The organism is Jatrophihabitans sp. YIM 134969, from assembly GCF_054456675.1.
In genome coordinates this window covers 186531-198947 of sequence record NZ_JBTJEQ010000002.1, presented here as the reverse complement: position 1 = coordinate 198947, position 12417 = coordinate 186531, and the positions used below count along the sequence as shown (strand labels likewise).

The following is a 12417-nucleotide window of genomic DNA, read 5'->3' as shown; positions in this document are numbered from 1 at the left end:
GACGTTCACCTGACGTCCGCCGCCACCATCCGCGCGACGATCTCCTCGAACCCGACGGTGGGTTCCCATCCGAGCACCGTGCGGGCGCGCGAGGCGTCGCCCCGCTGCTCCACGGCGTCGACCGGCCGCACGAAGGCGGGGTCGGTGCGCACGTAGGGCTCCCACGGCAGGTCGACCGCGGCGAAGGCCGCGGCCACGAAGTCCTGGACGCTGTGCGAGACCCCGGTGGCCACGACGTAGTCGTCGGGCTCGGGGTGGGCCACGACCGCCGTCATGGCCTCGACGTAGTCCGGCGCCCAGCCCCAGTCGCGGCGGGCGTCGAGGTTGCCGAGCACCAGTTCGCTGGCCCGGCCCGCCGCGATGTCCGCGGCACCCTGGGTGATCTTGCGGGTGACGAACACGGGCGGACGCCGCGGCGACTCGTGGTTGAACAGGACGACGTTCGACGCGTGCATCCCCCGCGCGCGGTACACCCCGACCAGCAGGTGCGCGTAGGCCTTGCTCGCGCCGTACGGCGAGGTCGGCCGGATCGGGGTGGACTCGTCCTGCGGGGAGGTCGCGGGCGCGCCGAAGATCTCGGCCGTCGAGGCGTGCAGCACCCGGGGTGCGGTGCCGTGGGCCGCGGCCCACTCGGAGACGGTCTGCAGCAGCACACCCGCACCGACGGCGTTGACCTGTTGCACCGCGAGCGGGCGCTCCCACGACAACGCGACCGAACTGATCCCCGCGAGGTGGAACACCTGGTCCGGCCCGGCGGCGTCGAGCGTCGCGCGGACCGCCGCGACGTCGTCGAGCTCGCCGCGGTGCAGAGTCACCTCCGGGTACCTCTCGGTGAACGCGGCCGCGGCGTCGTCACCACTGCGGACGTACCCGTGCACCTCGAGCCCACGGGCGAGGAGCGACTCCGTGAGGTACGTGCCGTCCTGACCGGTGATCCCGGTGACGAGGGCGGTGGTCACGGAGTCAGGAGGACGCGCTGGCGGCGGCGTTCGCGAGCGTCGTCTGCTCGGCGACGTCGGAGTCCACCATCATCTCGACCAACTCGCGGAACGAGATCGTCGGCTCCCAGTCGAGCTTCTCCTTGGCCTTGCTCGCGTCGCCGATGAGCAGGTCGACCTCGGCGGGGCGGAGGAAGCGCGGGTCCTGGAAGACGTAGGGCTCCCAGTCGTCGATCCCCACCCGCGCGAACGCGATGTCGAGGTACTCCCGGATGGAGTGCGTCTCCCCCGTGGCGACCACGTAGTCGTCGCCCTCGGGCTGCTGCAGCATGCGCCACATGGCGTCGACGTAGTCGCCGGCGAAACCCCAGTCGCGCTTGGCGTCGAGGTTCCCCAGCGCGATCTTGTCCTGCAGGCCGAGCGAGATCCGCGCGACGGCCTGGCTGATCTTGCGGGTGACGAACTCCGGCCCGCGCCGCGGCGACTCGTGGTTGAACAGGATCCCCGAGCTCGCGTGCATGCCGTACGACTCGCGGTAGTTGATGGTCATGTAGTGCCCGTAGACCTTGGCCACGCCGTAGGGCGAGCGCGGCCACAGCAGCGTCGCCTCGCTCTGCGGGACCTGCTGCACCTTGCCGAACATCTCCGAGCTCGACGCCTGGTAGTAGCGGACCTTCGAGATGTCGTCACCGGCGTGCAGGCGCACGGCGTCGAGCAGGTTCAACACGCCGAGACCCGTGACGTCCGAGGTCAGCCGGGCGTTCTCCCACGAGTACGCGACGAACGACACGGCGCCGAGGTTGTAGACCTCCTCGGGCTGCGCCTCGCCGAGGGCGCGCAGCAGGCTCGGGAGGTCGGTGAGGTCACCGGTGAGGACCTTCACGTCGGGCAGCAGCCGCTCGACCATGGCTCGCTTGGGGTTGTTCTGTCCGCGGACGAGGCCGTAGACCTCGTACCCCTTCGACAGCAGCAGTTCGGACAGGTACAGACCGTCCTGGCCGGTCACCCCGGTGATCAACGCGCGCGGCATGGTGTCCTCTCGTACGGCAGTGTGGCGGCCCGACCGTACCGGACCCCTGGGCCCGCTCCTGCCCACGGCGCGGGGCGTGGAGGCCCTGAGCGCCTGTCCTCCGGTGGCCCCGAGCGCCGCTACTCTGGCCGATCGTGACCAGCCCCTTCGACTCGTACGCCCAGAACGGCGAGGACGTCGTCCTCATGCGCGCCTTCGGGCACCTCGAGGAGGGGACGTACGTCGACGTCGGCGCCAACGACCCGGTCCACTTCAACCTGACCTACGCCTTCTACCAGCGGGGCTGGTCCGGCGTCGCGGTCGAACCCGTCGCGGAGTTCGCCGACGCCCTGCGGGCCAAGCGTTCGCGCGACACCGTGGTCGAGGCCGCGGTCACCGACGACGAGGCCGAGACGGTCACCCTCCACACCATCCCGGGCACCGGGCTCTCCACGACCGTGGGCGACATCGCCGGCGGCCACGCCGAGCACGGCTGGACCTCGACCACCACCGAGGTGCCGGCGCTGCGGCTCGACACCGTGATCGAGCAGGCGGGTCTCGCCGACCGGCCGATCCACGTCGTCAACGTCGACGTCGAGGGCGCCGAGCGGTCGGTGCTGGCGTCGATCGACCTCGAGAAGTTCCGCCCGTGGGTCTTCGTGGTCGAGTCCACGCTGCCGCTGACCACCCACCAGAGCCACGACTCGTGGGAGACGCTGCTCACCGACCACGGCTACACCGCCACGCTGTTCGACGGTCTGTCGCGGTACTACGTCGCCGACGAACACCTCGAGGAGATCGGGCACCAGCTGTCCTATCCCGCCTGTGTCCTCGACAACTTCACCACCGAGAAGCAGCGGGCGGACGCCGCGTTGTCGGAGCAGCGTCGCGCCGAGATCGACCAGCTGACCACCGACCTCATCCGCTGGCGCAACGCCGCGCTGACCCGCTGGCAGGAGGCGTCGTCGGCGTCCGCGCTCGCCTACGGCGGCGAACTCGGCAAGACCCGCCACGAGCTGTTCCAGATGCGCCAGACCATCTCGTGGCGCGTCACGCGTCCGATCCGCACGGTGCGCACGCTGATGAAGACGCTGCGGGTGGGCCGGTGACCGTCGTCATCGCCCCACGCTCCGCGAGCGGCGGCCTCGACCCGGGCGACGTCGTCCGCCAGCGGTTGACGCAGATCGCGCCGCCCCTGCTCGGTGAGCAGGCCGCCGCGGCCGGCGAGACCGCCGACCTGCTCGACACGCTGGTCGGGTCGGTGCTCGCCGACCCGCAGCCCGACCGCGTCTGGCTGCTGCTGGTCGGGTTGTCCGGGTGCTTCCCCGACGACGCTCTCATGCGTCGGGCCCTGCGCACGCTGGAGATCTCCGACCGGGTCGGGGCGACCCTGTGGCTGCTCGACACCGCGATGACCCTCGCGACGGAGGCGGGGACGGTCGACTGGCCGATGGCGGTCGTCACCGACGGTGTCGTCCTCGACGTCACCCACTCCGCCGAGCACGACCTGCACACCGGCATCCAGCGCGTCGTGCGCAGCACCTTGCCGATCTGGGCCCGTAGCCACACGTTCGAGACCTGCGCGGTCGTCGAGGGCGGGTTCGCGATGCGCCGCCTGCACGAGCGCGAGGCCGACCGGGTGCTGCGGTGGGCCGACACCCACGCCGACGCCGCCGACCAGCACACCTCCGGGCTGCGTCAGCTCGAACCGGACCCGCTGGCCGACGTCCTGGTCGTGCCGTGGCGCTCGACCGTGGTGCTCATGGAGGTGCCCTCCCGGGACACCTGCGACCGGCTCGCCGCGCTCGGCGAGTGGTCCGGCAACCGCCTGGTCGCGGTCGGCTACGACGCCATCCCGATCGTGAGCTCGCTCATCGTGCCGCTGGCCGAACCCAACCGGTTCGTGCACTACCTGACCGCGATCAAGCACACCGACGTCGTCGCCGGCATCAGCGTCTCGGCCACACAGGAGTTCCGCGGGTTCGCGAACATGCTGCCGAGCCAGGGCATCACCGGCCCGCGCGTGATCGAGTGCGCGCTGCCCGTCGACGACGGCGGCCGACCCGAGCCCGGCACCCCCGCCGCCCTGCACCACGACGACCCGTTGGTGGTGTGCGTCGGCAGCTTCGAGCCGCGCAAGAACCAGCAGGCCGTCCTGTACGCGGCCGAGGTGCTGTGGCGCGAGGGACTGCGGTTCCGGCTGCGGTTCATCGGCGGTTCGGCGTGGGGCAACACCGTCGCCCGCGAGGTCGCCCGGCTCGCCCGGCGCGGCCGCGCGGTCGAGATGCGGACCGCGGTGTCCGACGACGAACTCGAGGCGAGCTACCGCGAGGCCCGGTTCACCGTCTTCGTCTCCCGCCACGAGGGGTACGGCCTGCCGTTGGCCGAGTCGCTCGCCCGCGGCGTCCCGGCCGTCACCAGCGACTTCGGCAGCCAGCGCGAGATCGCCCACGACGGCGGCGCGCTCACCGTCGACCCCCGTGACGACGACGCCCTGGTCGACGCCATGCGCTCGCTGCTGGTCGACGACACCCTGCTCGAGGACCTCCGGCGCCAGATCGCGGCCCGTCCGCGCCGGACCTGGAGCGACTACGCGGACGAGCTGTGGTCCGTCCTCGGTCTGCCGGCGGAGGTCTGACGTGCCCGGAACCCTGCGCGCCCTCGCGGCTCTGCCCGCCCGCCTCCCGGTGGCGGGCCCCCGCCGCCTCGCGGCCGACATCGACCTGCTCGGCGGCGAGCGCCGCCGCGCCGTGCGGTCCCGCCTCGCCACGCTCGCCCACGTCCTCGACCCGTCGCGGCCGCCGACCGCCGACACCCGACGCACCGTCGAGCTGGTCGAGACGGTCGTCGACGTCCTGGACCCCGCCGACGCCGACCAGGTGTGGCTCGCCGCGGCCGTCGTCGGCGGCCGGATGCCGTCGTCGGTGCAGGTGCTCGCGGCGCGTCGCCGGGCCCGCCTCGACGGCGTCGCCGCGGCCCTGGCCGAACTGGTCCCCCGCGTCCAGCTCGAGTGGCCGCCGCCGGACGGCCGGTTCTCCCCGCTGGCCGCGGAGTGGCCGGACGTCGAGGTCGTCACCGGCGAGGTGCTGGTCGACGTCTTCCACACCGCGGACACCGACCTCGCCACCGGCATCCAGCGCGTGACCCGCGAGTCGGTGCGCCGGTGGGCCCGCGACCACGACGTCACGCTCGTCTCGTGGACCTCGACGTTCACCGGCCTCAAGCCGCTGACCGGTGCGGCGCGCGAGCGCGCGCTGACCGGCACCCCCGCCCAGTCGCAGGACGGCCGTCCCACCGTCACCATCCCGTGGCGCTGCAGCTACGTCCTGCCGGAACTGGCCGCCGAGCCCGACCGCACGACCGCCATCGAGGCGATGGTCGAGTACTCCTGCGTGCGCAGCGCGATGATCGGCTTCGACTGCGTGCCGGTCACCTCGGCCGAGACCGTCGGCGAGGGCATGGGCGGCGGGTTCTCGACCATGCTCGGCGCCGCCTCGCAGCTGGACCGGGTCGCGGCGATCAGCGAGGCCGCAGCGGGTGAGTACGGCGGGTGGCGCGAGATGCTCGCCGGCACGGGCCTGCCCGGCCCGGAGATCCGTGCGATCTCCCTGCCCGACGAAGCCGTCCCGGTCGAGCAGGCCGCGGTCGATGCCGCCCGCTCGGCGCTGGGCATCCCGTCGCTGCCCCTGGTCCTCGTGGTCGGCTCGCACGAGCCCCGCAAGAACCACCTGGCCGTGCTGCACGCCGCGGACCTGTGCTGGCGCAAGGGGTTGCGGTTCAACCTGGTGTTCGTCGGCGGCAACGCCTGGCGCGGCGAGGAGTTCACCGCGCGGCTGCACCAGCTGCAGGACCAGGGCCGGTCGGTGCAGGCGGTCTCGGGCGTCTCCGACGCCGTGCTCGCCGGCTCCTACGCCCTCGCCCGCTTCACCGTCTTCCCCTCGCTCAACGAAGGATTCGGCCTGCCCATCGTGGAATCACTCGCCCAGGGCACGCCGGTCGTCACGTCGGGCTACGGCAGCATGGCCGAGATCGCCGCCGGCGGTGGAGCCGTCACCGTCGACCCCCGCCGCGACGATGACATCGCCTCCGCGATCGAGCGTCTGCTCACCGACGACGACCTGCTCGAGGAACTCGCCGAACAGGCCCGCAACCGCGCCGTCCGCACGTGGGACCAGTACGCCGCCGAGACCTGGTCGTTCTTCATGGCGGACGACCGGTCCGGAGCGACCTCGTGACCGACCTCGAGATGCCGCGGCCGGAGTCCAGCGCGCAGGCGCGGGCGCTCGCGGAACGCACCGCGTCGCTGCAGGACCTGCCGATGCGACCAGCGGGACCGCGGTCGGGCTTCTTCACCGGCACCGCGCAGTCGGTCCGTGACATCTGGGCCTACCGCGAACTGCTCGGCCTGCTCACGCGGCGCGAGCTGAAGTCGCGGTACAAGGACAGCGTCCTGGGGTTCTTCTGGAGCCTCATGCGCCCGCTGTCGCAGCTGCTCATCTACTACGTGGCCCTGGGCAAGTTCCTCGGGGCGCAACGCGCGATCGACGACTACGCGATCTTCGTGTTCACCGGCCTGACGGCCTGGTCGCTGTTCTCCGAGATCGTGCAGTCGGGCACCGGTTCGATCGTGAGCAACGGCGGGCTGGTCAAGAAGATCTACCTGCCGCGCGAGGTGTTCCCGCTCGCCGCGATCGGCTCGGCGCTGTTCAACTTCGCCATCCAGTTCGTGGTGCTCGTCGGTGCGACCGTCCTGGTCGGCGCCGTACCGCTCGACCGCGACCTGCTGTACCTGCCGCTGGGTCTGCTGGTGCTGTTGCTCTGGGCGACGGCCGCGGCGTTCCTGCTCTCAGCGGTCAACGTCTACCTGCGCGACATCCAGTACCTGGTCGAGATCGCGCTCATGATCCTGTTCTGGACCACGCCGACGGTCTACTCGTGGGAGCAGGTCGCCCGGACCCTGCAGAACCACCCGGTGCTGCTGGACCTCTACAACGCCAACCCGCTCGTCGACATCACACTGGCGTTCCAACGGGCGATGTGGAAGGCCGGCGACGGCGCCCCGGCCCCCGACCACATCTGGCTGAACCTGCTGGTGCTCGCGGGCGTCGGCGCCGTCCTGCTCTTCCTGTGCCAGCGGGTCTTCACCCGCCTGCAGAACAACTTCGCGCAGGAGCTCTGAGCCCCATCACCACCGTCGTCGACGTCCGGGACGTCTCCAAGCGCTTCGTCATCCGCAAGGAGAAGTCCCTCAAGGAACGCCTGGTCAACCTCGGCCGCTCCCAGCAGTTCAAGGAGGACTTCTGGGCGCTGCGCGACGTCAACCTCGACATCACGTCGGGCTCGACCGTCGGGCTGGTCGGGCCGAACGGCTCGGGCAAGAGCACCTTGCTCAAGTGCATCGGCGGCATCATCCAGCCGACCTCGGGCCAGGTGCTGCTGCGCGGCCGGCTCGCGGCCCTGCTCGAACTGGGCGCCGGGTTCCACCCCGACCTCACCGGCCGCGAGAACGTCTTCCTCAACGCCTCGATCCTCGGGCTCTCGCGCGAGCAGACCGAGCGCTACTTCGACGCGATCGTCGACTTCTCCGGCATCGAGCGGTTCATCGACACCCAGGTGAAGTTCTACTCGTCGGGCATGTACGTGCGGCTCGCCTTCGCCGTCGCCGTGCACGTCGACCCCGACATCCTGCTGGTCGACGAGGTCCTCGCCGTCGGCGACGAACCGTTCCAGCGCAAGTGCATGGACCGCATCCGCGGGTTCCAGAAGGAGGGACGCACCATCGTGTTCGTCTCCCACTCCCTGGACCAGGTCGCGGAGCTGTGCGACCGTGCGGTGGTGCTCGAGCACGGCAACGTCATCGCCGACGGCGCCCCGGTCGACAGCCTGCGCGTGCTGCGCGCCGAGTTCGACAGCACCCGCAGCGAGGAACTCGCCCGCGAGCGGGCGTCCGCGACCACGGTCCGCGGCGAGGCGCGCATCCTCGACGTCCGGGTGGCCGGCCACGCCGGGCCGGACGTCGCGGTGCTCAAACCCGGCGACGCCCTCGAGCTGGAGGTCGACGTCGAGGCCGACGGCGCCGCCCCGCTCACGGACTGGATCCTCGGCGTGGGCATCGACAGCATGCTCGGACAGGTCCTGTTCGGCACCAACACCGCCATGATGAACGTCGACCTGCCGTCGGTGACCGGTCGCCGGACCTTCCGGGTCCGGTTGCCCAAGGTGTGGCTCGGTGAGGGTCAGTACAGCGTCCACGGCGCGATCGCCGAGAGCCGCGGCCCCGAGATCGACCGTCGCCCCGAGGCCGCCACGTTCCGGGTCGCCGGCAACGGCCACAGCATCGGCTACGTCTTCGGCGAACCCGAACTGCTGCCGTAGTGCGCATCGGGCTCGACGCCACCCCGCTGCTCGGCGCCCGCACCGGCGTCGGCGTCTACGTCGAGCACCTGCTGGCCGGGCTCGCGACGACCGAGCCCGACGTCGTCGCCACGGCCTTCACGCTGCGCGGGGCGTCGGCCCTGCGGACCGCCGTGGCCGAGGTGGCACCGACCGCCGTGGTCCGCGCCCGGCCGGCGCCGGCGCGGGTGCTGCGCGCGGCCTGGCTGCGCGCCGACCAGCCGACGGTCGGGTTGCTCACCGGCCGCCTCGACCTGTTCCACGGCACCAACTTCGTGCTGCCGCCGACCGGGCGGGCGCGGGGGGTGGTCACCGTGCACGACCTGTCCTACGTGCGGCACCCCGAGACCGTCACCCGCGACAGCCTGGAGTACAGGCGCCTCGTCCCGCGCGGGCTGCGGCGGGCCGACGCCGTCTGCACCCCGAGCGAGGCGGTCGCGGCCGAGGTGGTTGCCGAGTACGGCCTCGACCCGGCGCGGGTGTTCGCCACGCCGCTGGGGGTCGACCCGTCGTGGTTCGAGGTCGAGGCCGGCCGCCCCGACGGCGTCCCGGACGGCCGGTACCTGCTGGCCGTCGGCACCCTCGAGCCCCGCAAGAACCTCCCGCTGCTGGTCGCGGCGCACGGGGAGCTCTGGCGCGCGGGTGTCGAGGTGCCGCTGCTGGTGACCGGCTCGCCCGGGTGGGGCCCGGCACTGTCCCTCGACACCGCACCCGCGGGCTCGGTGCGCCTGCTCGGCTACCGACCGCGGGCCGAGTTGCAACAGCTGGTCGCCGGGGCCGCGGCTCTGGCTTTCCCCAGCCGGTACGAAGGATTCGGGCTGCCGCCACTGGAGGCGCTGGCGGCCGGCACCCCGGCGGTGACCTCCGACCTGCCGGTCCTGCGCGAAGTGCTGGGCGACCACGCCCGCTTCGTCGCGGCCGACGACGCCACGGCGTGGACCGACGCCCTGCAAGCCGTCCTCGTCGATCCGCCGACCGCTGCGGCCCGCGCCGCCGGCCGCGACCACGCCCGTACCTTCACCTGGGCGGGCACGGTCGAGCGCACCCGCGCCGCGTACGCCGCCGCGCTGTCTTGACCTCGGAAGAAGCTCTGCCGGGCGACTTCTCGTTCACTTCCGTCACATGCGCCTCGTGCGCAACAACCAGGTCACAGTCCGACAGATGGCACTGCGCGGGCCGAAACGCCGTGTGACAGTGGGTCGACCGAGCGGCCCACCCCCGTACGGGCCGCGCGAGACATCGCGGAGAACCCACCCCCATGCCCCACTCCCCCCGCCCGCACCGCCGTGCCACCGCACGGGTCGCAGGCGTCCTGGTCGCCGCCGTCCTCGCCACCGCCGGGACCCTGACCGCTGCCGGCCCGGCCGCCGCGGCCGGGCCGAACTCGCTCGCCGCGGGCGCGGTGCTCGCCACGAACTCGAGCCTGACCTCGAGCAACGGCACGTACCGCCTGACGATGCAGAGCGACGGCAACCTCGCCCTCTACGGCGCCCGGGGCGCGATGTGGTCGACCAAGACCACCGGCACCGGCGTGCGGCTGTGGATGCAGAGCGACGGCAACGCCGTGATGCGCAACGCGGCCAACGCCGCCGTCTGGACGAGCCGCACCGCGGGCTCGGGCGCCACCAAGCTGCTGCTGCAGGACGACGGCGACGTCTCGATCATCACCGCGAACGGGGTGGTGAAGTGGCACAGCAACACCGCCGTGGTGCCGACCCCGGTCTCGCTCGGGTCGTCGGTCCCCGCGGGCACCCCGCTGACGCCGTCGGCGTTCCTCACCTCACCGGCGGGCACGGTCACCGCGAGGTTCGACACCGCGGGCGTGTTCACGATCCGCACCGAGGACCGGGTGCTCTGGACCGCTCCGTCGGGCGGCCAGCCCGGCAAGCGGTTCCTGTTCCAGACCGACGGCAACGTCGTGCTCTACGGCCTCACCGTCGCGCTCTGGACCGCGAGCACCCGGAACGCCACTCCCGGCACGATGACGATGCAGGACGACGGCAACCTCATCGCCCGCAGCACGTCGGGCGCGATCGTGTGGTCCTCGCGCAGCCCCATCCCGCAGCCGCCGCCGGCCGCGACCTCGCCCGACCGGCTGAAGCTGGGTCAGGCGCTGTCACCCGGTCAGATGCTCAAGAGCGGCACGGCCACGATCACCCAGCAGACCGACGGCAACCTCGTCATCCGCAGCGCCGGCACCGCGATCTGGACCAGCAACACCGCCGGGTGGGGCGCGGTCACCTCGACCATGCAGAGCGACGGCAACTTCGTCGTCCGGGCGTCGAACGGGCAGGCGCTGTGGAGCACCGGGACGCGCGGGGCGTACATCATGCTCCAGACCGACGGCAACCTCGTGGTCCGCTCCTCGACCAACGTGGCGCTGTGGGCCAGCAAGAGCCGTCCCCGGCCGCCGGTCACGTTCCCGCCGACCAGCGCGCCGCCGCCGGTCGCGGTCAGCCGGTACCTGCGCAACCTCGACGGCTCCTCGGCCGACCTGACGTTCATGCGCACCGCCGGCTGCAGCGACGCCCGCGCCGTGCCCAACGGCAAGAAGTACCTGACGTTCCTCGCCTTCGGCGCCCAGAGCACGCACGCGCCGGGCGGCTGGGGTGTGAACCTCACGGCGTCGACCGGGCTGATCAGCAACACCGCCGTGGTCAACGCGGTGAAGTCCTACGTCGACGGCTACCGCGGCTGCATGCAGCCGTACTCGCACCTCACCGTGGCCGTGGGCACCAACAACGACGGCGAGGACGCCGGGCTGGGCGCGGTCGGCGGGAAGATCTGGGCCGACCAGGTCGTCGACCCGATCGCGGCGTACGTCAACCCCGGCGGCCGGGTCACGATCGCCGCGGCCAACGACATCGAACCGGGCTTCGCCGGCTCGCCCGCCCAGGCCGTCAGCTGGATGCAGGGGTTCCTCGCCAACAGCGGGGCGCCGTTCGTCAACACCGGGTCCGCCGACGGCTGCCCGCAGACCCTCGGCAGCACGGCGACCTGCAACTTCGGGTGGACGCCGAAGGTCCTCTACGACCTGACCTATGGGATGATGGCCGCCCGCTCGCTGCCGCTGGTGCAGATCTACTTCACCTCGATGGCCCGGCAGTGGGCGAACATCAGCCTCATCGGCCGCAACGCCACCGGTCGGGCCATGACCTTCGCGGGTCCCCTCACCGAGGTGACCGCCTGCCGGCAGGCGGGCAGCTGCACGAGCATGGGCGCGGTCGACGCCTGGCACACGCTGTGGAACCAGCTGCGGGCCGACTCCCGCACGGCGATCAGCAACCTGGCCTACCTGACCGACCTGCGGATCGACTGGTGACCCGTCGCGCGGCGAGCGGCGTCGCGCTGCTCGGCGCCCTCGGGGTGCTCGCCCTCGCGGGCTGCACCAGCGGCGGCGGCACGGCCGGCGGGTCGACCGCCGCGACGACCTCGGCCGTGCCGACGACGTCGAGCCCGACCTCGTCGTCACCCCTGCCGTCCGACAGCGACACGGCGACGACCTCGGCCCCGCCGACGCCGACCTCGTCGGCGCCCACGTCGACCGCGCCGACCGGCCCCACCGGGAGCCCGACGGCGCCCGCGCTCGCCGCGTGCGCCGACCTCGACGTCACCGCGACCCGGGTGCCCGGCGCGGCGGGCATCACCTACGGGCTCATCAGCGTCACCAACCGCGGGACCTCGCGCTGCGGGCTGCCGGGCGTGCCCGCCCTGCGGTTGCTCGATGCCAGCCGCGGCCCGGTGACGGCGGTCGCGGCCGCCGTCGGGGCGGGCGGGGCCGCGGGCGCGTTGGAGCCCGGTGCGACGGCGAGCACCCTGCTGCAGGACAGCTCCAGCACCTGCCAGGCGAACAGCCGCAGTGCCTTCGTCGAGGTGCAGGCCACGACCGCGGCACCGAAGGTCGTCGTCGCGCTGTCGCTGCCGCCGTGCACGCTGTCGGTGCGCCCGTTCACGCCGGGGACGCAACCCACTCCCTGACACTGTCTTGAGCAGACGTCGAGGGTTCTTGACCGGCTCCCTGAGTTCGACTTGCGGATCTGAACCGGGGCGACCTAGCGTCCCCGGAGACCTCAGGAG

The 12417-nt window shown here is 72.4% G+C and carries 10 protein-coding genes; 8 read left to right on the top strand and 2 right to left on the bottom strand.

From position 1 onward, the window contains the following. Window positions 1-5: 5 nt before the first annotated feature. Together ACXR2U_RS02145 and ACXR2U_RS02140 are read right to left on the bottom strand one after the other, a co-directional pair. Window positions 6-959, bottom strand: coding sequence for a GDP-mannose 4,6-dehydratase (locus ACXR2U_RS02145; protein WP_458823272.1), 954 nt, complete (start codon window positions 957-959; stop codon window positions 6-8). A gap of 4 nt (window positions 960-963) precedes the next feature. After that, a complete protein-coding gene (locus ACXR2U_RS02140; RefSeq protein ID WP_458823271.1) occupies window positions 964-1968 on the bottom strand; it encodes a GDP-mannose 4,6-dehydratase in 1005 nt (334 codons plus the stop codon). A 134-nt stretch (window positions 1969-2102) separates the two neighbouring features. Here ACXR2U_RS02140 and ACXR2U_RS02135 point away from each other — a divergent pair, with 134 nt between their 5' ends. The 8 genes from ACXR2U_RS02135 to ACXR2U_RS02100 all read left to right on the top strand — a co-directional run bounded on the left by ACXR2U_RS02135 (window position 2103) and on the right by ACXR2U_RS02100 (window position 12318). Continuing rightward, the gene (locus ACXR2U_RS02135; RefSeq protein ID WP_458823270.1) at window positions 2103-3056 is read left to right on the top strand and encodes an FkbM family methyltransferase; all 954 of its coding nucleotides are present in this window, start codon (window positions 2103-2105) and stop codon (window positions 3054-3056) included. Then, entirely contained in the window at window positions 3053-4585 is a 1533-nt protein-coding gene (locus ACXR2U_RS02130) for a glycosyltransferase (RefSeq protein WP_458823269.1), read from the top strand. The genes ACXR2U_RS02135 and ACXR2U_RS02130 overlap by 4 nt, the downstream gene beginning before the upstream one ends. Window position 4586: 1 nt before the next feature. Continuing rightward, the gene (locus ACXR2U_RS02125) at window positions 4587-6182 is read left to right on the top strand and encodes a glycosyltransferase family 4 protein (protein ID WP_458823268.1); all 1596 of its coding nucleotides are present in this window, start codon (window positions 4587-4589) and stop codon (window positions 6180-6182) included. After that, window positions 6179-7126: an ABC transporter permease gene (locus ACXR2U_RS02120; RefSeq protein ID WP_458823267.1), complete on the top strand. Its 948-nt coding sequence runs from the start codon at window positions 6179-6181 to the stop codon at window positions 7124-7126. The genes ACXR2U_RS02125 and ACXR2U_RS02120 overlap by 4 nt, the downstream gene beginning before the upstream one ends. Beyond that, window positions 7075-8322: an ABC transporter ATP-binding protein gene (locus ACXR2U_RS02115; protein WP_458823266.1), complete on the top strand. Its 1248-nt coding sequence runs from the start codon at window positions 7075-7077 to the stop codon at window positions 8320-8322. The genes ACXR2U_RS02120 and ACXR2U_RS02115 overlap by 52 nt, the downstream gene beginning before the upstream one ends. After that, window positions 8322-9416, top strand: a complete 1095-nt coding sequence (locus ACXR2U_RS02110; RefSeq protein WP_458823265.1) for a glycosyltransferase family 4 protein — start codon at window positions 8322-8324, stop codon at window positions 9414-9416. The genes ACXR2U_RS02115 and ACXR2U_RS02110 overlap by 1 nt, the downstream gene beginning before the upstream one ends. A gap of 182 nt (window positions 9417-9598) precedes the next feature. Continuing rightward, window positions 9599-11662 carry a hypothetical protein gene (locus tag ACXR2U_RS02105; protein ID WP_458823264.1) on the top strand — a complete coding sequence of 688 codons (2064 nt, stop codon included), beginning with the start codon at window positions 9599-9601 and terminating at the stop codon, window positions 11660-11662. After that, entirely contained in the window at window positions 11659-12318 is a 660-nt protein-coding gene (locus ACXR2U_RS02100; protein WP_458823263.1) for a DUF4232 domain-containing protein, read from the top strand. Before ACXR2U_RS02105 ends, ACXR2U_RS02100 begins: the two co-directional genes overlap by 4 nt. Window positions 12319-12417 lie beyond the last annotated feature (99 nt).